This is a genomic window from Devosia pacifica, assembly GCF_014652635.1.
Classification (GTDB): domain Bacteria; phylum Pseudomonadota; class Alphaproteobacteria; order Rhizobiales; family Devosiaceae; genus Devosia; species Devosia pacifica.
On sequence record NZ_BMZE01000001.1, the window covers coordinates 579,187 to 598,535 of the forward strand.

General features: G+C 59.7%; 24 protein-coding genes and 1 tRNA gene. 12 read left to right on the forward strand and 13 right to left on the reverse strand.

Annotation, left to right across the window (positions count from 1 at the left end; translation table 11 throughout):
* Positions 1–2 precede the first annotated feature (2 nt).
* Complete coding sequence (locus tag IE127_RS02880; RefSeq protein WP_189423150.1) at positions 3–995, forward strand: MBL fold metallo-hydrolase; 993 nt, start codon at positions 3–5, stop codon at positions 993–995.
* Positions 996–1,100: 105 nt separating this feature from the next.
* Here IE127_RS02880 and IE127_RS02885 read toward each other — a convergent pair.
* Positions 1,101–1,185, reverse strand: a tRNA-Tyr gene (locus tag IE127_RS02885).
* 151 nt (positions 1,186–1,336) lie between these two features.
* Here IE127_RS02885 and rlmB point away from each other — a divergent pair.
* Positions 1,337–2,095 (forward strand): 23S rRNA (guanosine(2251)-2'-O)-methyltransferase RlmB, encoded by a 759-nt coding sequence (gene rlmB, locus IE127_RS02890; protein ID WP_189423152.1) that lies wholly within the window; start codon positions 1,337–1,339, stop codon positions 2,093–2,095.
* Here the strand turns inward: rlmB and arfB are convergent.
* From arfB to IE127_RS02915, 5 genes are all read right to left on the reverse strand, one after another.
* Positions 2,092–2,523, reverse strand: a complete 432-nt coding sequence (arfB, locus tag IE127_RS02895) for an alternative ribosome rescue aminoacyl-tRNA hydrolase ArfB (RefSeq protein WP_189423154.1) — start codon at positions 2,521–2,523, stop codon at positions 2,092–2,094. The genes rlmB and arfB overlap by 4 nt on opposite strands.
* Positions 2,524–2,531: 8 nt before the next feature.
* Positions 2,532–2,759, reverse strand: a complete 228-nt coding sequence (locus tag IE127_RS02900) for a hypothetical protein (RefSeq protein WP_189423156.1) — start codon at positions 2,757–2,759, stop codon at positions 2,532–2,534.
* 47 nt (positions 2,760–2,806) lie between these two features.
* Entirely contained in the window at positions 2,807–4,795 is a 1,989-nt protein-coding gene (thrS, locus tag IE127_RS02905; RefSeq protein WP_189423158.1) for a threonine--tRNA ligase, read from the reverse strand.
* Between the two features lie 88 nt (positions 4,796–4,883).
* Positions 4,884–5,195: a membrane protein insertion efficiency factor YidD gene (gene yidD / locus IE127_RS02910; protein ID WP_189423160.1), complete on the reverse strand. Its 312-nt coding sequence runs from the start codon at positions 5,193–5,195 to the stop codon at positions 4,884–4,886.
* Positions 5,195–5,647, reverse strand: coding sequence for an iron-sulfur cluster assembly scaffold protein (locus tag IE127_RS02915; protein ID WP_189424654.1), 453 nt, complete (start codon positions 5,645–5,647; stop codon positions 5,195–5,197). Before IE127_RS02915 ends, yidD begins: the two co-directional genes overlap by 1 nt.
* Before the next feature lie 133 nt (positions 5,648–5,780).
* Between IE127_RS02915 and folE the strand changes: the two genes are divergently transcribed.
* Positions 5,781–6,404 (forward strand): GTP cyclohydrolase I FolE, encoded by a 624-nt coding sequence (gene folE / locus IE127_RS02920; RefSeq protein ID WP_189423162.1) that lies wholly within the window; start codon positions 5,781–5,783, stop codon positions 6,402–6,404.
* Positions 6,405–6,408: 4 nt separating this feature from the next.
* On the opposite strand, the gene IE127_RS02925 is transcribed toward folE, so the two are convergent.
* A complete protein-coding gene (locus IE127_RS02925; RefSeq protein WP_189423164.1) occupies positions 6,409–7,545 on the reverse strand; it encodes a DUF418 domain-containing protein in 1,137 nt (378 codons plus the stop codon).
* 120 nt (positions 7,546–7,665) lie between these two features.
* Between IE127_RS02925 and hisI the strand changes: the two genes are divergently transcribed.
* Positions 7,666–8,112 (forward strand): phosphoribosyl-AMP cyclohydrolase, encoded by a 447-nt coding sequence (gene hisI, locus IE127_RS02930; RefSeq protein WP_189423166.1) that lies wholly within the window; start codon positions 7,666–7,668, stop codon positions 8,110–8,112.
* Here the strand turns inward: hisI and IE127_RS02935 are convergent.
* Positions 8,106–8,846, reverse strand: coding sequence for a rhomboid family intramembrane serine protease (locus tag IE127_RS02935; protein ID WP_189423168.1), 741 nt, complete (start codon positions 8,844–8,846; stop codon positions 8,106–8,108). The genes hisI and IE127_RS02935 overlap by 7 nt on opposite strands.
* Before the next feature lie 177 nt (positions 8,847–9,023).
* Here IE127_RS02935 and IE127_RS02940 point away from each other — a divergent pair, with 177 nt between their 5' ends.
* The 3 genes from IE127_RS02940 to IE127_RS02950 all read left to right on the forward strand — a co-directional run bounded on the left by IE127_RS02940 (position 9,024) and on the right by IE127_RS02950 (position 11,165).
* Positions 9,024–9,677 carry a PAS domain-containing protein gene (locus IE127_RS02940; RefSeq protein ID WP_189423170.1) on the forward strand — a complete coding sequence of 218 codons (654 nt, stop codon included), beginning with the start codon at positions 9,024–9,026 and terminating at the stop codon, positions 9,675–9,677.
* Between the two features lie 114 nt (positions 9,678–9,791).
* Positions 9,792–10,424 (forward strand): PilZ domain-containing protein, encoded by a 633-nt coding sequence (locus IE127_RS02945; RefSeq protein ID WP_189423198.1) that lies wholly within the window; start codon positions 9,792–9,794, stop codon positions 10,422–10,424.
* A 120-nt stretch (positions 10,425–10,544) separates the two neighbouring features.
* On the forward strand, positions 10,545–11,165 hold the full coding sequence (locus IE127_RS02950) for a transglutaminase-like cysteine peptidase (protein WP_189423201.1): 621 nt from the start codon (positions 10,545–10,547) through the stop codon (positions 11,163–11,165).
* Between the two features lie 91 nt (positions 11,166–11,256).
* Here the strand turns inward: IE127_RS02950 and IE127_RS02955 are convergent, their stop codons facing one another.
* Positions 11,257–11,574, reverse strand: a complete 318-nt coding sequence (locus IE127_RS02955; RefSeq protein WP_189423204.1) for a DUF6949 family protein — start codon at positions 11,572–11,574, stop codon at positions 11,257–11,259.
* A gap of 100 nt (positions 11,575–11,674) precedes the next feature.
* On the opposite strand from IE127_RS02955, the gene IE127_RS02960 reads away from it, so the two are divergent.
* A complete protein-coding gene (locus tag IE127_RS02960) occupies positions 11,675–12,337 on the forward strand; it encodes a hypothetical protein (protein ID WP_189423207.1) in 663 nt (220 codons plus the stop codon).
* 6 nt (positions 12,338–12,343) lie between these two features.
* Here IE127_RS02960 and IE127_RS02965 read toward each other — a convergent pair whose 3' ends face one another.
* The 3 genes from IE127_RS02965 to IE127_RS02975 form a co-directional block, all read right to left on the reverse strand.
* On the reverse strand, positions 12,344–12,556 hold the full coding sequence (locus tag IE127_RS02965) for a DUF3126 family protein (protein WP_189423210.1): 213 nt from the start codon (positions 12,554–12,556) through the stop codon (positions 12,344–12,346).
* Positions 12,557–12,652: 96 nt separating this feature from the next.
* The gene (gene cysE, locus IE127_RS02970; RefSeq protein WP_189423212.1) at positions 12,653–13,483 is read right to left on the reverse strand and encodes a serine O-acetyltransferase; all 831 of its coding nucleotides are present in this window, start codon (positions 13,481–13,483) and stop codon (positions 12,653–12,655) included.
* Between the two features lie 73 nt (positions 13,484–13,556).
* Positions 13,557–14,327 carry an alpha/beta fold hydrolase gene (locus IE127_RS02975; protein ID WP_189423215.1) on the reverse strand — a complete coding sequence of 257 codons (771 nt, stop codon included), beginning with the start codon at positions 14,325–14,327 and terminating at the stop codon, positions 13,557–13,559.
* Positions 14,328–14,449: 122 nt separating this feature from the next.
* Between IE127_RS02975 and IE127_RS02980 the strand changes: the two genes are divergently transcribed.
* The 4 genes from IE127_RS02980 (at position 14,450) to IE127_RS02995 (ending at position 17,850) form a co-directional block, all read left to right on the forward strand.
* On the forward strand, positions 14,450–14,704 hold the full coding sequence (locus IE127_RS02980) for a zinc-finger domain-containing protein (protein ID WP_189423218.1): 255 nt from the start codon (positions 14,450–14,452) through the stop codon (positions 14,702–14,704).
* Between the two features lie 15 nt (positions 14,705–14,719).
* Positions 14,720–15,907, forward strand: coding sequence for an FAD-dependent oxidoreductase (locus IE127_RS02985; RefSeq protein WP_189423220.1), 1,188 nt, complete (start codon positions 14,720–14,722; stop codon positions 15,905–15,907).
* A 133-nt stretch (positions 15,908–16,040) separates the two neighbouring features.
* Positions 16,041–17,387 (forward strand): TCR/Tet family MFS transporter, encoded by a 1,347-nt coding sequence (locus tag IE127_RS02990; RefSeq protein WP_189423222.1) that lies wholly within the window; start codon positions 16,041–16,043, stop codon positions 17,385–17,387.
* On the forward strand, positions 17,359–17,850 hold the full coding sequence (locus IE127_RS02995) for a GNAT family N-acetyltransferase (RefSeq protein ID WP_189423224.1): 492 nt from the start codon (positions 17,359–17,361) through the stop codon (positions 17,848–17,850). The genes IE127_RS02990 and IE127_RS02995 overlap by 29 nt, the downstream gene beginning before the upstream one ends.
* 31 nt (positions 17,851–17,881) lie before the next feature.
* Here IE127_RS02995 and gnd read toward each other — a convergent pair whose 3' ends face one another.
* On the reverse strand, positions 17,882–19,300 hold the full coding sequence (gnd, locus tag IE127_RS03000) for an NADP-dependent phosphogluconate dehydrogenase (RefSeq protein WP_189423225.1): 1,419 nt from the start codon (positions 19,298–19,300) through the stop codon (positions 17,882–17,884).
* Positions 19,301–19,349: the final 49 nt, after the last annotated feature.

Genomic DNA, 19,349 nt, shown 5'->3' on the forward strand with positions numbered 1-19,349 from the left:
CGATGGACACTGTTGAAATCACGCGCGTGGCCCAGGACCCCACCATCGACCGGCAACCATTCACGCCGGACATGCGCGTCTCGCACATGAACGACTATCTCATCTGCTTTTACGATGGACGCGAAATCGCAGAGTATCCAGCCTGGCTGCATACCAATATCGACATGCAGCTTGGGCTGTGCTGCTACGTCCTGCATCGCGGCGAAAAGGCCATCATCTTCGACACCATGCTCTACAGGGAGCACATAATCTGGATCGATGCCTATCTCGAACAGATGGGCGTGAAACACGTATCGGTCATCAACTCGCACTGGGATTGCGACCATATCGCCGGCAACTTCCTCTACAAAAATCGCGATATCATCAGCACAAGCAAGACCCGCCTGAAGCTCGAAGCGAACGCAGAGATGTTCCGTACGGGGGAAATCTGGGCGATGTCCGGAGACCCGTACTATCCGGGAGTGGAAGAGGTTATTCTGCCGAACCGCACGTTCGACGGCCGCATGACGCTTTACCTCGATGATATACGGATTGACCTGATCGAGACCTTCGTTCATCAGATTGGACATCTGGTAGCATACCTACCGCAAGACCAGATCCTTCTGGCAGGCGACGCTTGCGAAGACACGGTCCCGTTCAACGCCCCGGCAATGACCAGTGAACTGCCGATCCAGCTTGAAACCTACCGAGAGCTTTTAGGCTTGGGTGCGAAAACCGTTTACCCATGCCACGGACGTTTTGAGGTCATTGACGGCGGTGGCTACACGAACGAATTCATTGCCGCGATGCTGGACTACAACGTCAAGCTGCTTGATCGGGCGAATGACGAGGACTTCCTGTCAGCCCCGGTTGAGAGCTTTATCCAGCCTTGGCTCGATCGTGGCGTGCTTGCGCTTCATGAGCCTTACCGCGCACTCCATCGAAACAATCTCAAGATTGCGAAGCAGTTTTATGGCGGTCGAAGCAAAGTATCGACCGAAAGCCTCAGGTTTTGAGGGCTTCCGTATATCGCGCGGATGTAGTGCTAAGGCCCGAAAGCTAGGGCGCCGACGAGCCGGCAGCGTTTCTCAAGGATTTCCGGGGGTTTTGCTCTCGCGCGGTGGTGGAGGGGACTGGATTCGAACCAGTGTAGCCATAGGCGTCAGATTTACAGTCTGATGGATTTAACCACTCTCCCACCCCTCCACATCTCGGCACCGAGCGTGAGCGATGTGACAGCGAAGTAACGTTCGCGTCGGGCGGCTTTATGGTTGGCTGAGCCGGCAGTGTCAACACCCCTAAACCGGTTTGTACCACAATAGCTTGTCGGCGCAGCGCAAAGGCGCTAGGGGACGCCATGAGCCGCAACAAGTTCCCCCCGAAACAACGCCACGACCCGGATCTCGGGCCAGTCTATCTATACGGTCTGCACACAGTGCGGGCGGCGCTGGATAATCCGCTGCGTGTGCGCAAGGCGCTCCTGGCCACACCCAATGCGCTGTCCCGGCTTCAGGAGACGGGCGATCTGGCCGGCCTCGAGCCGCAGCAAACAACCCCGCGCGACCTAGATCGCCTTCTGGGGGGCGAGGCTGTGCACCAGGGCGTTGCGCTTGAGGTGGATCCGGTCACACGCTTCCAGCTGGAAGAGGTTGCCCAGCCGCGGCTTGTCGTCGTGCTCGACCAGATCACCGACCCGCATAATGTCGGCGCGATCCTGCGCACTGCCTGTGCCTTTGGTGCAGACGCAGTCATCACCACGGCGCGTCATTCACCGCGCGAAACCGGGGTGATGGCGAAATCAGCCTCGGGTGCTCTCGATCAGGTGCCGATGGTCGAAGTGCGCAACCTTGGAGATACGCTCGAACAGCTCAAAGGGCGTGGCATGGAGGTGATTGGCCTCGATTCGGAGGCGGATGCCCCCCTTGCCCCGAGGACCGGCGGCAAGCCGCTTGCCATCGTGCTGGGCGCCGAGAGCAAGGGGCTGCGCCAGCGTACCAGGGCTCTCTGTGATGCGGTGGTGCGTCTCGACATGCCGGGGCCGATTAAATCGCTGAACGTGTCGAACGCGGCTGCCATCACCCTTTACGCCCTGGCAGGCGTACCGGACACGCACTAGTCCTCGATACTTGGGCCTCGCCGCATCTTCTTGATGTTGCTGCGGACACTCTTGCCTTCCAGCCGCCGCCGCTTTGACGCGAGCGTCGGGCGCGTGGCGACGCGCCTTTTCTGGACAATTGTGCCTTCGCGCAGCAGCTGGACGAGCCGAGCTTGTGCCGCCTCACGGTTCTGCGCCTGCGACCGGTAATTGTTGACCGTCAGGATCAGCACACCGTCCTTGGTCAGGCGACTGCCGGCAATTGCCGCGACACGCTTCTTTACGGCCTCCGGCAATGATGGCGAGTTCATCAGGTCGAAGCGCACCTGTACCGCGCTCGACACCTTGTTGACATTCTGCCCGCCGGGCCCAGAGGCACGAATGAAACTTTCTTCGATTTCGCTGGGATCGATGGCGATCGACGATGTCACCTGGATGAGCTCGGGCATGCCCTCTCCTAGCGCTTCCAGCGTCCCTTGTAGACGATTTCTTCAGCGTGCACCGTCAGTCCCTTTTCGGTCGCCCGATAAACGCCGGGCGTCTTTGAATCGGCGACGATCCAGTTTTTCTTGAGCATGCCCGAGAACACCTTGTCCCCGACGTCCTTGAAGTCGTCAGGACCCAACGCGTTTACTTCGCCGAGGTGGCTCAGCACCTTCAATTCACGGTTTGACGGACGGGTCATTTCACACTTCTCGAGATGCCGGCCGCCCGAGGCGGCCGGCGAAAAGATCAGGCTGCTGCGGACTTGGCTTGGCGTGCAAGGTCCGGCGGCAAAGCTTCGCTGACGAGGCTGTCGAGCGCTTCGGTAAAGGGCATGACGGTTTGCCCCTGCGTCCCCAGTCGACGCACCGAAACGGTGCCTTCTTCGGCTTCGCGCCGCCCGGCAACAAAGATCAGCGGCACCTTGCCAACCGAGTGCTCGCGCACCTTGTAGTTGATCTTTTCGTTGCGGGTATCGAGATCGGCACGAATGCCCGCAGCGCGCAGCGTGTCGACAAGCCCTTGAGCGTACGCATCGGCCTCCGACACGATGGTGGCGACGACCACCTGGGTCGGCGCCAGCCACATAGGCATCCTGCCGGCATAGTTCTCGATCAACATGCCGATGAAGCGTTCGAGCGATCCGAGGATCGCGCGGTGCAGCATCACTGCATATTTCCGGCTGCCATCCTCAGCTACGTAAGTGGCGTCGAGCCGTTCCGGCAGCACGTAGTCGAGTTGCAGTGTGCCGACCTGCCAGCTGCGTCCGATCGCATCCTTGAGGTGGAATTCGAGCTTGGGCGCATAGAATGCCCCCTCGCCTTCCGCGATCTCGAATTCATAGCCGGTGGCCAGCAGGGCATCGCCCAAAGCCTTTTCGGCAGCATTCCAGCGCTCGATGGTGCCGCCATATTTTTCGGGGCGCGTCGCCAGCTTGATCACCACATCCTCAAAGCCCATGTCGCCATAGACCGAATAGAGCAGATGAACGAAATGCTCGGTCTCGCTCTGGATCTGATCCTCGCGGCAGAAGATATGAGCGTCGTCCTGGGTCATCTGACGTACGCGCATCAATCCGTGCAGAGCACCATGCGCCTCATTGCGATGGCAGCAGCCGAATTCAGCCATACGCAGCGGGAGATCGCGGTATGACTTGATTCCCTGGTTGAAGATCTGCACGTGCGCCGGACAGTTCATCGGCTTGAGTGCCATCAGCTCGCCTTCGCCGGAGAGCACGGGCCCTTCCTCGTCGACACCCGGCACCTCGTCGGGCACCACGAACATGTTCTCGCGGTATTTGCCCCAGTGTCCCGACTGCTCCCAGAACTTCGAGTTCATGAGCTGTGGCGTCTTCACTTCCTGATAGCCCGAGCTGTTCAGGCGGCGTCGGATATAGGCTTCCATCTGGTTGTATAGGACGTAACCCTTTGGATGCCAGAAGACGCTCCCCTGAGCCTCGGACTGGAAATGGTAAAGGTCCATCTCCTGCCCGATCTTGCGGTGGTCGCGCTTTTCAGCCTCTTCCACCATTGTCAGGTAGGCTTCGAGTTCAGCCTTGCTCGGGAAGGCCGTACCATAGATGCGGCTGAGCACTGGATTATTGCTGTCGCCACGCCAGTAGGCGCCGGCCACCTTGGTCAGCTTGAAGGCCGGACCGACATCGCGTGTCGAGCGCATGTGGGGGCCGCGGCACAAGTCGAACCACTGGCCCTGCTTGTAGATCTTTACGTCCTGATCGGCCGGAATGGCGTCAATCAACTCGACTTTGAAGCTCTCGCCCTTGGCCGCAAAAACCTGCTTGGCTTCCTCGCGGCTCCAGACCTCCTTGGTGAAGGCTGCGCCGCGATCGATGATTTCAGCCATCTTTTTTTCGATGGCAGGGAAGTCATCTTCGCTAAACGGAGTCTCGCGTTTGAAGTCATAATAGAAGCCGTTCTCGATCACCGGACCGATGGTCACCTGCGTGTCGGGCCACAATTCCTGAACGGCTTCGGCCAGCACGTGGGCGCTGTCGTGACGGATCAGCTCCAGAATGTCCTTCGAGCCGCTGTCGCGGGTCACGAACTCCAGCTTTCCGTCCGCCTCAAGCGGATCGGCAAGATCGCTCAACACGCCGTTCCAGCGCATCGCGACCGTCTTCTTGGCAAGGCTCTTGGAGATGCCCTCAACGATCGCGGTGCCGGTGGTGCCGGCCGCAAATTCGCGTACAGCCCCATCGGGGAATGTCACCTTGATCATAGTCCTATCTCCAGAAAGAAATTCGATAAGCGCGCGCAGCTGCCGCGCCGGCGTTGTCTAGCACGGTTTGTCGCAGATGCCAGCCCGCTCAGCGCCACCGGCCATAGGTCCAGGGCGCATACCAGTGACTGTGCGCTGGTGTGTCCTCGGGAACGGGATCGTATCCGTCTGTGCCACCCGGCCGGCATCGAACAATTCGCGCCAGCCCCATCCAACCGCCAGGCCAAAATCCGTGCCGCCAGATGGCATCGCGGGTAAATTCGGAACATGTCGGCATGTGCCGACAGGTTCGACCCATGAAGGCCGACAGCGTGTACCGATAGACTGTGATCAGGCCATAGGCCGAAAGCTTGAACGGCAGATCAACGGCCCGCAAGAACCAGGAGACGATTCTCTGCATCAGGTTCTTGCCGCAAGTTCCGGTTTCGACTCGAGTTTCTCGAGAGCTGAGGCAAGAGCATCGAACACCAGGAGTGTCGAAACATGCCGCTGCGGATAGTCCCGAACAGGCTCGAGATATTTCAGATCGGACCACTTGCCGGCTGGCGGATCGCCACTGGCTTTCAGCATGTCGTGCATGCTCTGCCGGGTCTCGAGAACCTCCGCGACGGAACTGCCGACAATCTCACGCGCGACGATCGCTGCCGAAGTCTGCCCGAGAGCGCAGGCCGATACTTCATGGCCGTAGGCGACTACAATTCCGTCGCGCACGGATATGTCGACCTCGATCCGGGATCCGCAGATGCGGCTCACCTTGCGCGCGCTTGCGTCCGGCGACACGAGGCGCGGGGCCGAGGGCGGATTTCCTGCAATATCGAGGATGGCCTGGGAATAAAGATCGCTTAGTTCCATTACCTGCAACGCTGTTTCTTGAGAGACTGCGGCAAGGGCCTATATAAGTGCACGAAACGCCGGATCACAGGGCTCAATCTGATCCGGCTGTGTTGGGCGCCCGTACTGATGTCGCGCCTGCAAGGAGTTTTCCATGGATGCCCAAATGAAGTCCAGCGAGGCCTCCCGCCTCGAGCGCCGCGATGCGCCCCGCCCCACGCGCGAACAAGCGGAGGAAGCCGTTCGCACTCTAATTGCATGGGCGGGTGACGATCCAGAGCGTGAGGGACTGCTGGAAACCCCTGCCCGGGTAACCAAGGCATTTGGTGAGTTCTTTGCCGGCTACAGCCAGGACGCCAGTGAAATTTTGAAGCGCACGTTCCGCGATGTCGGCGGTTATGACGATATCGTTCTGATGCGCGATATTCCGTTTCATTCGCACTGCGAGCACCACATGGTGCCCTTCGTCGGCAAGGCGCACATCGCCTATCTGCCGCATGATGGGGTCGTGGGATTATCGAAGCTGGCGCGGCTGGTGGAGGTCTTTGGCCGACGCTTGCAGACTCAGGAAAACATGACGGCGCAGATCATCGACGCTCTGAATGAAAACCTGAATCCGCGTGGCGCCGCAGTGATGCTGGAGGCCGAGCATATGTGCATGACCATGCGCGGAGTTCGGGCGCACGATGTTGCCACTATCACGCATCGGTTCACGGGGGTCTTCGCCGAAGATCGCGAAGAACGCGACCGGTTCTATGCACTGATCGGACGGCGCTGAGCAGCTAGCGCAGACAGGCAGGGCGCCGGTGCTTCGATGCCCTGCGCGCCAGTATCTCTCGCGTTATCGACCACGGAATATGCACGAGCATCTCCACGGGCCCGCGGGTAAATCCCTGTTTGCGCCACAACCAGATGCAGATCGAGGCAGCAACTGAAAAGCCGGTAACGCTCAGCAACGCATCCGCCACCCGGTCTTGCATTAGGGCGTCACGCCAGAGCGCCAGCGCCAAGAGATGCGCCACGTAAACGCTCAAGACATAGCGACCAAGCAGCGCGAGCCTCGCCACAGCTTGCCGGATCACCGAAGTTGGCCTGTTCCCCATCAGCAGCATCATTCCAACCACTGCGACAGCTATAGATGTCGATTGCGCGATCCACAGTGGCATTTGCGAATGCGCTGTTACGATCAGCAGATTGCGCCAATCTGCGTCCGAGGTGGGTGCACCCCAAACTTCAGCAAATGCATGAGCAGCCCCAATCGAAAGCGCAGCAAGCATCAGCCCGCCAACAACGAACGACGGAGCCATACCCCGGCCAGATGCAGCGAGCTTTCCAGCGCCGATTCCTACCAGAATCGGTGCCGCCCATGTCAGCAACGGATAAGGCCCGGAAAGGAGCAGTCCCAAAAGGATGCCGGTCGGAGAATTGCCCCACGCGACACTACCGCGATCGACAAGATCAGGCCATGCAGCCCGACACGCCAGGTACGCAATTGGGCCGAGAACGCCTGCCAGGGCGCCGGATACGATGAGCGCGAGACCGGGTAGCGCCAGCACCAATGCACCAAGCACGAAGAACAGCGCGTAGTGCTGAAGAATGACCGCAATCCCATGATCGAGCGCTTGCAGCGCCAGCCCGAGCGGCAGCAAGACGATGGCAAAGCTCAACAAACGATATCGGGCCGCTCTGATTCCAAGGCTGCTTCCGGCCAGCAGCGCCATTCCGAACCCCGCCACAACGGCAAATAGTATCGAGGCCCGGCCATGGAAGACGCCGTACGCGGCACCTATGATTCCAGGAGCATCTTCGGGACCGAAGTGCACGCAGAGCATTCCGACCAACGCTAGTGCGCGGGCCGCATCGAGCCCTTCCAGACGTCCATCCGTCACAACGGACGGGTCTTCTCGCGTGCTGGCCATGTTCATCCGCCGGTTGCCTACTTGCAGAACGAGCGGTGCATCACGAAGATGCCGAGCTTTCGCGCACGAGCGCGTGAGACAATGCTGGTCTCCGCCTCAGGTAGAGTCTAAGAGCACCCAATGAGCATGACCTTCGCCAAGCCCGAAACCCTCGACCACGAACGGCTCGAACACGGCAGTACATTTGCGCCGCGTTTCGATGCCAACGGCCTCGTCACGGTCGTCACGGTGGAGCATGGTACAAACGAAGTGCTGATGCTCGCGCACATGAATGCGGATGCGCTGGCACTGACGCTTGAGACGGGCTTCGCGCACTACTGGTCCCGCTCTCGCTCGAAGCTGTGGAAGAAGGGCGAAAGCTCGGGAGAACTACAGCGCCTCGTGGAACTGCGCACGGATTGCGATCAGGACGCGATGGTCATGACAGTGGAACAGACCGGCCGTGGCGCGGCCTGCCACACCGGGCGCAAATCCTGCTTCTACCGGCGCGCGCTGCTCGTTGATGGAAACGCCGTGCTGGAGGACACCGGCATGCCGCAGATTTTCGACCCGAACAAAGTTTACTGACCGCGCTCCAGCCAGCCTGCCAGCAAAAGACCGGCGATGAAGCCGCCAAGATGGGCTTCCCACGCGATCTGGATCCCCGAGATCCCGAATACCGCCGGCAGCAGCGGCACCGCCGCATTGAGGCCGATCCAGATAAGTGTGAAAGCCCGCGCGCGCGGCTCCTGCAGAATGCCACCAAGTGACAGCAACCGGCGACCGAGGACAACCCGCTGTCCGGTTTCCTCGTCGCGCCCGATCAACACCGGCTGAAAGATGAAGCGTACGGCGGCACCGGTCAGCCCCGAAACCCCGCCCGAGGCGCCGATCAGAAATGCCGGCTCATTGAGATTCGTTATCGTGAACGCAGCGGCCCCCGCTACTGCCGATGCGAAGAACACCAGAAGCGTTGAGGACGCTCCATACCGGCGCGCCACAGGGGTCGCAAAGATAGCGAGCCAAGCGGTGTTCACCAGCAGGTGTTCCCAGCCATCGTGCAAGAGCGCGTGGGTGATTGGTGTCCACAGCAAAGGCAGCGCGTAGGTCGGGTCCTCAGCCAGAGCGACCGGGATCCGCACAGGCAGATACGCGAAGAGCTGCAGGAAGGTCAGGTAGCTGTCAGAGTTAAGAACAAAGGTTGCCGCAAGGTGAATCGCCACCAGCAAACCAGCGAGCGCGGTGACGACACCGGGCAACAGAAATACCGGCTGAGGCCCAGATTCGCTCGGGTCTCCGCCATCATCGTTCTGATCACTCATGCACTGCCGACTTTCCCTTGCGCCGCCTCAGATCAGGACAGCTTTTCCACATTCGAGCGGCCGCGTTAACCTTAACCATTCTTTAAGGGCGATTTTCAGGCCCGCATTTGCCAGTGTCGATTTCGGCAACGGGAGCATCCACTGGGGGATGGCTCGCACGATTCTGGCGAGAGAAGCATGCAAAAAACGAGCTCCAAGACTCTCTATCAATACTGGAACCTGCTGCGCGGAGCACGCAGCGCACCGGAACGCCGGGATATCGACCCGACCGCTATCCGGGAGGCCCTCGCCTACACCTTCATCCTTGAGGCTGAAGAGACGACGGGCTACTCCTTTCGGCTTGCCGGATCACATCTGTGCACGGCCTATTGTCGTGAGTTGAAGGGGCGCTCTTTCACGAAGCTATGGGACGAGCGCGATGCGGATGCGATGGACACGCTCGTGCGTGCAGTGACGGAAGACCATGCCGTCGCCCTCGTTACATTCCAGGGCACGACGGCAGTGAACACCCGCACGCAGTTCGAGACCATTCTGCTCCCGCTGCGCCATAACGGCAGCACCCATGCGCGCATTCTCGGCGCCACCACCGCGCTCGATGAGCCGTACTGGCTCGGCGTCCAACCGATTCTCGAACAGCGGATCACCGGTCTGCGGCTGATCTGGCCCGATGACATCACGTCCGATCTTGGCAGCGACGTTGATGTGGCCGCTAACGTTTCGGGGGAACCGCCCTACTCTGTCCCCGGTATGAGCGCCATTCCGTCCCAGGTCTTTGGACGCTCCGCGCGCAGATACGCCCATCTTTCGGTGATCGATGGGGGCCGTCAGTAGGCAGAAAAGAGCGGTCAAATACGCTTTAGAAAGACTGCCGCTATCTTACCTTACATTAACCAAGGCGCTTTAGGATCTGGAGAATACTTCACTGCCTATTGCGGACCCGGGTTGATGCTTAGCGACGATCTCTCGCCCCCACAGACCTTGCGGAACGCTGGAATCGTGCTGGAAAAAGGCCGTTTTCAGCGGGTGCAGGTTTCTGTGCTGGGGCGATACATGCTCGCCAGTCGTCGCGAGTACCCCTGCCAGATTCTTGAAATGTCACCTGGCGACGCTGTCGTCGTCGCACCTGTTCCCGGCGAAATTGGTGAACGGGTTATTGCCTACCTCGATAATATGGGCCGTATCGAGGGCGAGATCCTCGAGCAGATCGATGGCGGGTTCATCATGAGCGTCACCGCCTCGCCTCGCAAGCGCGACAAGATGGCTGCCCAGCTGACATGGATAGCCAACAAGGGGCTTTTGAACCTTCCCGAAGACCGCCGGCACGATCGTGTGGTTCCCGATAATAGGCATTCGTCAGCAGTGCTCGACGATGGCCGGCGCTACAACTGCAAGATTATCGACATCTCGCTCTCCGGCGCCGCGATCGAGATCGATGTCCGCCCGGCGATGGGAACGCCACTCACCCTCGGTCGGATGCGCGCACGCGTCGTGCGTCACTTCCAGAACGGCGTCGCAGTGGAGTTCATCTCTGCCCAGCAGATGATCTCTGTCGTTCAGCAAAACCTGCGGCTGAACTGAGCGTGCGTGGTTAGCAAAAGCTTTCGCTACTCCATAAAACACATCTAAAAACTCCGCGGCCTTTTTCGGACCGTGCCAATTCCGACTGCCTAGCGTGGTTCCCATCAGGGAGACCACACAATGCAGAGCGTTCTCAAACTAGTCGCGAGCCTCGCAACCGCCGGAGCGATCACTCTTGCGATGGCAGGGGCTGCAAATGCGCAAGTCGTCGATGCGGCGTTCATCCAGGTTGTCGAGGGCCAGGCAAGCACCCCGGTTGGGCACGCTGAATTCTGCAAGACACGGAAGACCGAGTGCGGACCGAACCAGCACCAAGTCGTCTATGTCGAGCTTGACCAGCCGCGTTGGGAAACGCTGCTTCAGGTCAATGCGCACTTCAACGATACAATTATCCCGATCTCGGACCGCGAGCTCTACGGTGTAGAAGAGTTCTGGACCTACCCCAACGGCTACGGAGATTGTGAGGACTTCGTTCTCGCCAAGCGCCGCGCCTTGATAGATGCCGGCTGGCCCGCCAGCACACTATTGGTGACCGTTGTCCGGGAACTCGATGGTGAGGGCCACGCGGTGCTTCTCGTCAAGACCGACCGCGGCGACCTCGTGCTCGATAATCAGGAAGGGCTGATCCAGCTGTGGAGCGACACGCCCTACCAATTCATCAAGCGTCAGGATCAGGCCGATTCCTCACGCTGGGTCGACATGATAGACGACCGCCAGATCATGGTTGCTGCAAGCAACTGACAAGTTCCGGGCCCCGCACCCTTTTCCCTGATAGGGGCCTGAAGAATCGGGTCGGCACCTCACGGTGCCGGCCCGATTGTATTTTTGCCGCTCAGTAGCGCAGTGCGACGTACAAACTCATCACGAACAAGCCGGTGATGAATGACCAGCCGAAAGCCACAAACGCGGAGAGCAGCGCCGAACCGAGTGCCACGGTGCCGTCGTCCTCCTGCTGCCATCCCATCTGCAGCAAGATGTAAGGCCCGCACACAAAACTCATGAAGACGTGTCCGAGCGAACTGACGGCAGTCTTTCCATCGTACCGCAGATGCGCCGGTTCGCGCAAAAGCCATTGATATAGATGCGTTCCTGCCCCAGCCACGCAAAGCCCGACAGCGGTTATGAATGTTGCCAGAACAAACTCGTTCATACGCCAGTCTCCGGCCTCGACTTGAATTGCTTAACGCCAAATTAAGCATATTCGCCGTTCAATCGACTGTCACCCGCCCGAGTAAGGTTTGGTTAACGCTATGAACGCCTCTACTGCCGCAAGCACTGCCAAGCCCGAGACCGGGTCGGTAGGCTTCAATCTGGCGGGAATGGCGGTATTGGCAGCCATGATGGCAATAGGCGTGGCGTACGCCATCGACGGCTATAGCGCAGGTCAGCAACGCGACGGTCACTCGGACATCGCGCTTGAACGAACCATAGGCGGGCGCGAACTGACGATCCCAGGATCGTGGTTCCGTACGGGCGGCACGATGGCTTCAGGCTTTAGCAGTCAGATTGATCTGATTGTGCCGCTTGGAGACGGCCGCAGTGTCGATGTGACGCTGCTACCGCAAAGCCGGATGCGCGCAAGCAGCGTCCTGCTCGACACCGTCTACCTTCACCAGTTCCAGCCAGAGGTCGTTTCGGGGATACCGGGCCTTGTGGGCAAACCACTCGATAGGCAAAGCGGTTTTGCAGACGAGACGGTCTGGTACGACCCGCTGTCCCCCGCGCCGTTCGCCGCAAAGTGCTTGGCGCCGATTGCCCCCGAACCAGACGGACGATGCCTGCGCTCCGTCGTCCTGCCTAGTGGCATCGGCGCCGTTTATTCGTTTGATGCCGCGCTGCTCGCACAATGGCGTGAGTTTGACGCCATCATGCAGACGCCACTTGACGCAATTGGCGCGTGGCGAGCCGAATAGTCTGGATCAGACCTCGTCGAGATCAATGTCGAGAATCGACATGGTGAAGACATAGGAACGGTCGCCGTCTTCATCATCGACATGAATCAAACCGATTGATTCTTCGCCAAGGAACACCTCGACGGAATCGTTAAGCTTTCCGCGCGGACGCACGTCGATCTTGGAATTGAACTTCGTCTGAAGAAATTTCTGAAGCTTGATGATCTCGGGGTGTTGCACGAGGACTACCTGATTATGTCTGTAAGGAGCGGCGAATGTAGTCAGTATGCCTTCGGTAGCAACCCTTGCTGCCAGATTTACCCGCTGTTCTCGTGATCACGAATTCGGATCGTGGACGAGTACCATCTGATCCATCACCAGCGCCGGCTGAGCGCAACCCGCTTCGCCGATCACCTTTGCCGGCACACCAGCGACTGTTGTTCTGGGCGGAACCGCCTTCAACACAACCGAACCTGCCCCGATACGCGAGCATTCACCGATCTGGATATTGCCCAAAACCTTGGCCCCCGCCCCGATCAGCACGCCGTTGCCGATCTTCGGGTGACGGTCCTGGTCTGACTTGCCGGTTCCACCAAGTGTCACGCCCTGAAGAATGGATACGTTATCGCCGATCGCAGCCGTCTCGCCGATCACCAGGCCGGTGCCATGGTCGAGCATAATGCCCCGTCCCATCGGTACAGCCGGATTGATATCGGTCTGGAAGACCTGACTGGCCCGGCTTTGCAGATACAGCGCGAAATCACGCCGTCCCATCTTGTTGAGTGCATGCGCGAACCGGTGTGTCTGGATCGCCTGAAAGCCCTTGAAATAAAGCAGCGGCTCGACTGCGCGCTGGCAGGCCGGATCACGCTCGAGCGTAGCGGCGAGATCCGCCCGCGCAAACGTACCGATATCGGAGTGCTGCTCCAACGCATCGTGAAACGCACGCCGGATCATGTCTGAGGATACGTCCGGATGGTGCAGTCGGCTTGCAAGCCGATGCACGAGCGCGTCCTCAAAGCGTTCATGGTTCAAGATGTTGGCGACGACCATGTTGGCCAGCGGTGGCTCGTCACTGGCTATCTGGCGGGCACCTGCCACGACGGCGGCCCAAACGGGGTCGACTTCCGCGATCTGAGCGGCCTTGGACTTGCTGCCAACTGTCATGACGGTCTCTCCATTCGCCCCGCCCATATAGGTCATCAGCGTGACATTACAAAGCACGCGCCTTCAAGATGGTTCACGCGGTTGCGAAAGTTGATTCATGGCGCTTGAGAAAATCCAGCGCCGCCTGTTTGAATTTCGGATCGCCTGTCGTTCGCATATGGTCTCGCCTCGGCACTGCCACTGCCTCTCCCATTGGCAGCAGCTCTGCCAAATCTTCGGGTTTGCCAGCCATCGTATCGGCCTCTCCGACAACGACGAGCGTCGGTACCTCGATCCGGCGTATGTCCGCCTTCGGCATCGCCTCGCGTGACGTCTCCATGCAGGCTGCCAAAGCCTCACGGTCAGCCCCGGTGTGTTCTGCAAAAATGCGAAACTGGCGTGCTGTCGGATGGGTGAGACCGTCCACAGACGGCGCTGTCAGACCGGCGATGATGTCGCTGCTGTCACTGAGACCGTGGGCCAGGTTCATCCCCATGCCCCCGAAGATCGCGACAGCAACCCGATCGGGGTGATCATAAGCCAGAAAGGCGCTGATGCGCGCACCCATCGAATATCCCAACAGCGCGGCGCGTTGAATGCCGAGGCTATCAAGCAGACGTATCGCATCACCCGCCATAAGGCGCGGCGTATAGGCAGCAGGATCGTGCGGTTTGTCGCTTTCGCCGTGCCCCCGATTGTCGAGAACAATAGCCTGATATCCGGCTTCGGTCAGCGTCTCGACCCAACCCGTCTCGAACCAGTTTACCTGCCCGTTGGAGGCGAAACCGTGGATGCAAAGGACCGGCGGCCCCTCACCTTCGATGCGGTAGTGCAGTTGCAATCCATCAGACTCGAAGTGGGGCATTCCATATCTCCCGAATGAAGCGACTTCGCACTTATCAAGCGCGGAGCGCACCACCAACCCTTTCCTTCCCGCCACGGCTTGAGTATGGTCCGCCCGATCCAACGCAGTTACGGGGTATTCCCATGGCGCAGCATTCGACGCCTCACTTTCACAATACCGAAGGGCTGAGCCAGATCGTTATCGGGTCCAAAGAATTCCAATGCGTCGGCGCACTGCCTCCGTTCGATCATCCGCACGTGTTTCTCGACATGGGCAAGGATGCCGATATCGTGTGCCCTTACTGCTCGACGCACTACGTGTTCGATGCATCTTTGGCAGCAGGTGACGCAAAGCCTGCCACTGCCGTCTTCCATCTTGAAGATGCCAAGTCTGCCTAGTCAAAAAGCAGTTTCATGGGTCGGAACGACCGCACCGTTTATATTGCCGGAGCCGGCATTGCGGGGCTGACGATTGCTTTGGCTCTGGCCAAGCGCGGCCTACAGGTCGTCGTGCTGGAGCGTGCAGATCAGGTCGCCGAGTTCGGCGCCGGCCTGCAGCTAAGCCCCAATGCCTACCGCGTACTGGAAGGGCTGGGCCTTGGGCCAGCCATACTTGAACGCGCCTTCGAGCCGGCAGGCATCGATGTCTATACGGCGTCGCATTCCGAACCGCTCGTGACGCTGACACTAGGGCAGCCTGCCCGCGAGCGCTTCGGCAGCCCATATGTGGTGATGCATCGCGGCGATCTCGCCGAGGCGCTCTATCGCGCCTGCAAGCGCTTCGCCAACATCGAGTGCATATTCGGCGTATCGGATCTTGCCGTCAGCCGAGACGGCAACGGCGTGCTGGTCGAGGCTGAAAAGCTTCAGCGAACCGGACGAAGCGGACGAGGATTCGCCTTCATCGGCGCTGACGGGGTCCGCTCAAACACAAGAACGACGGTCTTGAAGGGACCGCCGGCGCAGTTCACGCATAAACTCGCTTGGCGAACGCTGGTCTCGCCGGAACGCGTCCAGCCATTTCTCAGCCTCGAGAACACCAGCCTTCTGCTGGCACCAGACACACACCTCGTGGCCTACCCGCTGCCGCGCCGCAACGCAGTCAACCTCGTACTTTTCCTCAATGCGGACGCTCCAGAGGCACCGCAGCAACCAAAATTGCCGCGTCGCGCAAGCCGCCGGCTCATGGGCCTCGTAGACGCAGCCGATCAACCATGGACCGCATGGCCGCTGTTCAGCGTCCACACCCGGCAATGGCACGATGGACCGGTCGGGCTGCTGGGTGACGCTGCCCACGCGATGCTGCCCTTTCAGGCCCAGGGCGCTGCGCTGGCGATCGAGGATGCGGCGTGTCTTGCACCGCTCCTTGCGGATGGCGCTGATGCCGAGCAGGCGCTGGCAGCTTACGCCAGATCACGTCAGATGCGCGTAAAGCGTGTCGCCACGCTTTCACGCCGAAATGGCCAAATATTTCACATGCGCCCGCCCCTTTCTGTCGCACGCGATACAGTGATGCGGCTCCAGGGAAAACAAGAGCATTTCCGACGCCTCGGCTGGCTTTATGATCACGATGCGGGAGCGCCAGCGACAGTCAAGCGGTGACAACCCTCTGTAAACTGGCGTAGAGCATGGTGAGGGTTCGCTCGGCCCGGTTGCGACAGCAATGCAATGGGCACCAGCAGAACCGGTATCGGCTTCAGGGTCGAGGCGCAGAAATAGAGAGTTTTGTTCCCGTATGCGCCTAGCGACGCAATCCAGACTGACACTCGCCTGCATTCTGGTCACCATTCTTCTGGATATGGTGGGGCTCGGCATCATTGTTCCGGTGCTCCCGGAACTGCTGGAACAGGTGACCGGCGGCGGTGTGGCGCTCGCCGCAGTCATCGGCGGCTATCTCGTGTTCGTCTATGCGCTGATGCAGTTCATATTCTCGCCGGTCCTCGGAAACCTCTCCGACCGGTTCGGGCGGCGCCCCGTACTGCTTTTGTCGCTGCTCGGTCTTTCCGTCGACTACATGATCATGGCGATGGCCCAGGACGTGTGGGTGCTGTTCGTTGGCAGAATCGTAGCCGGCATTGCGGGGGCGGCTGTCGCAACGGCCACTGCCTATATGGCGGATATCACCCCGCCCCATAAGCGCACCCAGCGGTTCGGGCTCATCGGCGCAGCGTTCGGGCTTGGGTTCATCATCGGCCCGGTTCTTGGCGGCGAGCTCGGGGAGTTTGGCCCGCGCGTGCCATTCCTTGCCGCATCGCTGCTCGCCTTCGCGAATTTCCTGTTCGGCCTGCTCGTCCTCCCGGAAAGCCTTGAGCCGCAACATCGACGCCGATTCGATATCCGCAGGGCTAATCCGTTTGGAGCGCTGGTCCAGTTTCGCAATTCTCCGATCGTTCTCTGGCTCTTGCTGGTTCTGTTGCTGTTCACCACATCGGCGCAGGCGTTTCCCTCGGTCTTCAACTATTACACAATCGCGGTCTTTGACTTCACCTCGAGCCAGATCGGGCGAGCGCTCGGGGCCTTCGGCATCGGCTTCGCCATCTGCCAAGGGCTGTTGGTGGGTCCGCTGGTCAAGCGATTTGGCGAAGTTGCCGTGGTGGTTCTCGGCATGGTGGCCGCGGCCGGCGCATTCATCGGTGTCTCGTTCAACAATGACGTCTCTATGCTCTACGCCTATTTGATGCTGGGCGCTCTCAGCGGCGTGGCGGCGCCCGCGATCAATGGCATTCTTTCGCGCCAGGTGCCGGATAATGGCCAGGGCGAGTTGCAAGGAGCTGTGAATGCTGCGAACTCGCTCGCAACCATTATCGGCCCGCTGCTTTCAACGCAGATCTTTTCGTACTTTACCCGTGAGACGGAGGGGCCCGGCTACTTCCCGGGCGCGCCGTTCATTGCTTCCGCGTTCTTGGTGCTGGTGGGTGCTGGTCTCTTTATCATTGCCGCGCTCAGCTATGACTTGAGGCGGCGCCCCAGCATTGCAGATAATCCCCACCGCCCGGAGATCGCACCGCCGGGCCAGATGCGCATTCCCTCTGTAGAGAACGAGCAGGACGACGATGATGACGACGATTCGCCCCGTCACTAACGCCGATCATCAAGCCGTCCTCGATATTGTTGCACCAGTATTCGCTGCCGGCGAAACCTATGCTCTGGATCGCGATATGAGCCTGCAGCAGGTGGCGGATTTCTGGTTTATGCCGCGCCATCAGGTCTTCGTTGCGACCGAGGCCGACCGCCTGACTGGCAGCTTCTACCTGATGGCCAATCAGGGTGGCGGTGGGGCGCATGTCGCTAATTGCGGGTTCGTTACCGCCGCTGACTCACAGGGCAAAGGCGTGGCACGTGCAATGTGCGAGTACGCTATGAAGGAAGCGACGCGCCAGGGCTTTCGCGCAATGCAATTCAATCACGTGGTGTCGACAAACGACCGTGCGGTGCGACTGTGGAAATCGCTCGGGTTTGAGATTGTCGGCACGCTGCCGCAAGCCTTTAATCACCCGCGGCTCGGCTTTGTCGACAGCTATGTGATGTTCCGCAAGCTGCTATAAAAAAGCCCCGCCGAAGCGGGGCTCTTCGAGATTAGTTGTCGAGAGTAGACGGCCAGTCGCCGTGAAGATCCTTTCCACGACCGACGATCTCGAAGCCGTGCGCACCAAAGAAGTCGCGCTGCCCCTGGATCAGGTTCGCCGTGCCCTGCGCCTGGCGGTAGCTGTCGAAATAACTTAGCGCCGAAGACAGGCAGATCAGCGGGAATTCGCCGAGGGCGCCTTCCGCCACCAGCTTGCGCAGAGCGCCATGGTTCTGCTTCATCAGCTCAATGAAATCCGGTACCATCAGGAGGTTCACCGTATCGGTCTTCTGATAGGCAGCAGACATCTGGTCGAGGAAGCGCGAGCGGATGATGCAGCCGGCGCGCCAGATCTTTGCGATTTCGGCTAGCGGCAGATTCCAACCATTCTCTTCCGAGGCACGCGCCATCACGGCGAAGCCTTGCGCATAAGAGACGATCTTGCCGGCAAGAAGCGCCTTTTCGAGGTCTTCCAGCGAAATGTCGGCCTTGCCAGCATGGCGTGCGCCATAAACCTTCTCGGCCGCTTCGCGCTCGTCCTTGCGCGACGAAATCGAACGCGCCGCAACCGCGCCTTCGATCGCAGTTGCGGGAACACCGAGGGTCTGCGCAGCAATAGCCGACCACACACCAGTGCCCTTCTGGCCCGCCTTGTCGAGGATCAGTTCCACCAGCGGCTTGCCGGTTTCATCATCGACAGCGTCGAGCACATGCGCAGTGATTTCGATCAGGTAGGAATTGAGCGGGCCCTGGTTCCACTTGCGGAACACTTCGGCACAAGCCTTCGGCTCCATGCCCAAGCCATCGCGCATCACGCCATAGACCTCGGCGATCATCTGCATGTCGCCATATTCGATGCCGTTATGGATAGTTTTGACGAAATGGCCTGCACCGCCTTCGCCCAGATAGGCGCAGCACGGCTCGCCATTGAACTTGGCCGAAATCGCCTTCAGCACGGTTTCCGCATTGTGCCACTGTTCCTTGGCGCCGCCGACCATGATCGAGGGACCATGCCGCGCGCCTTCTTCACCGCCCGAGACACCGACGCCGAGATAACCGATGCCCTTGGGCTTGAGGTAGTCGAAGCGGCGCTGCGTATCAGAATACAGTGAATTGCCGCATTCGATGATCGCGTCGCCTTCGTCGAGCATGGGCAGAAGCTGTTCGATCATGTCGTCGACCGGCCCGCCCGCCTTCACCATGATGATGATCGAGCGCGGCTTTGCGACTGCATCGACGAACGCTTTCAGATCAGCTTGCGGGATTACCTTTTCTTCAAGCCCCTGCTCCTTGGCGGTGGCTACGAAGTCATCGATGCGCGATGTCGTGCGGTTGTGGACAGCGACCGTATGGCCTTTCTCCGCGATGTTGAGCGCCAGATTGGAGCCCATGACCGCTAGCCCGATAAGGCCGATATCTGCTTTCGACATACGCCTGTCCTTTAGATGTCAGATAAGTAACCAACTGGTTCACCCTTTG

What these genes read in the sequence shown, in the direction of transcription:
- IE127_RS02880 (WP_189423150.1), top strand. Translation starts at nt 3, where the DNA reads ATGGACACTGTTGAAATCACGCGCGTGGCCCAGGACCCCACCATCGAC.
- rlmB (WP_189423152.1), top strand. Translation starts at nt 1,337, where the DNA reads ATGAGCCGCAACAAGTTCCCCCCGAAACAACGCCACGACCCGGATCTC.
- arfB (WP_189423154.1), bottom strand. Translation starts at nt 2,523, where the DNA reads ATGCCCGAGCTCATCCAGGTGACATCGTCGATCGCCATCGATCCCAGC.
- IE127_RS02900 (WP_189423156.1), bottom strand. Translation starts at nt 2,759, where the DNA reads ATGACCCGTCCGTCAAACCGTGAATTGAAGGTGCTGAGCCACCTCGGC.
- thrS (WP_189423158.1), bottom strand. Translation starts at nt 4,795, where the DNA reads ATGATCAAGGTGACATTCCCCGATGGGGCTGTACGCGAATTTGCGGCC.
- yidD (WP_189423160.1), bottom strand. Translation starts at nt 5,195, where the DNA reads ATGCAGAGAATCGTCTCCTGGTTCTTGCGGGCCGTTGATCTGCCGTTC.
- IE127_RS02915 (WP_189424654.1), bottom strand. Translation starts at nt 5,647, where the DNA reads ATGGAACTAAGCGATCTTTATTCCCAGGCCATCCTCGATATTGCAGGA.
- folE (WP_189423162.1), top strand. Translation starts at nt 5,781, where the DNA reads ATGGATGCCCAAATGAAGTCCAGCGAGGCCTCCCGCCTCGAGCGCCGC.
- IE127_RS02925 (WP_189423164.1), bottom strand. Translation starts at nt 7,545, where the DNA reads ATGGCCAGCACGCGAGAAGACCCGTCCGTTGTGACGGATGGACGTCTG.
- hisI (WP_189423166.1), top strand. Translation starts at nt 7,666, where the DNA reads ATGAGCATGACCTTCGCCAAGCCCGAAACCCTCGACCACGAACGGCTC.
- IE127_RS02935 (WP_189423168.1), bottom strand. Translation starts at nt 8,846, where the DNA reads ATGAGTGATCAGAACGATGATGGCGGAGACCCGAGCGAATCTGGGCCT.
- IE127_RS02940 (WP_189423170.1), top strand. Translation starts at nt 9,024, where the DNA reads ATGCAAAAAACGAGCTCCAAGACTCTCTATCAATACTGGAACCTGCTG.
- IE127_RS02945 (WP_189423198.1), top strand. Translation starts at nt 9,792, where the DNA reads ATGCTTAGCGACGATCTCTCGCCCCCACAGACCTTGCGGAACGCTGGA.
- IE127_RS02950 (WP_189423201.1), top strand. Translation starts at nt 10,545, where the DNA reads ATGCAGAGCGTTCTCAAACTAGTCGCGAGCCTCGCAACCGCCGGAGCG.
- IE127_RS02955 (WP_189423204.1), bottom strand. Translation starts at nt 11,574, where the DNA reads ATGAACGAGTTTGTTCTGGCAACATTCATAACCGCTGTCGGGCTTTGC.
- IE127_RS02960 (WP_189423207.1), top strand. Translation starts at nt 11,675, where the DNA reads ATGAACGCCTCTACTGCCGCAAGCACTGCCAAGCCCGAGACCGGGTCG.
- cysE (WP_189423212.1), bottom strand. Translation starts at nt 13,483, where the DNA reads ATGACAGTTGGCAGCAAGTCCAAGGCCGCTCAGATCGCGGAAGTCGAC.
- IE127_RS02975 (WP_189423215.1), bottom strand. Translation starts at nt 14,327, where the DNA reads ATGCCCCACTTCGAGTCTGATGGATTGCAACTGCACTACCGCATCGAA.
- IE127_RS02980 (WP_189423218.1), top strand. Translation starts at nt 14,450, where the DNA reads ATGGCGCAGCATTCGACGCCTCACTTTCACAATACCGAAGGGCTGAGC.
- IE127_RS02985 (WP_189423220.1), top strand. Translation starts at nt 14,720, where the DNA reads ATGGGTCGGAACGACCGCACCGTTTATATTGCCGGAGCCGGCATTGCG.
- IE127_RS02990 (WP_189423222.1), top strand. Translation starts at nt 16,041, where the DNA reads ATGCGCCTAGCGACGCAATCCAGACTGACACTCGCCTGCATTCTGGTC.
- IE127_RS02995 (WP_189423224.1), top strand. Translation starts at nt 17,359, where the DNA reads ATGATGACGACGATTCGCCCCGTCACTAACGCCGATCATCAAGCCGTC.
- gnd (WP_189423225.1), bottom strand. Translation starts at nt 19,300, where the DNA reads ATGTCGAAAGCAGATATCGGCCTTATCGGGCTAGCGGTCATGGGCTCC.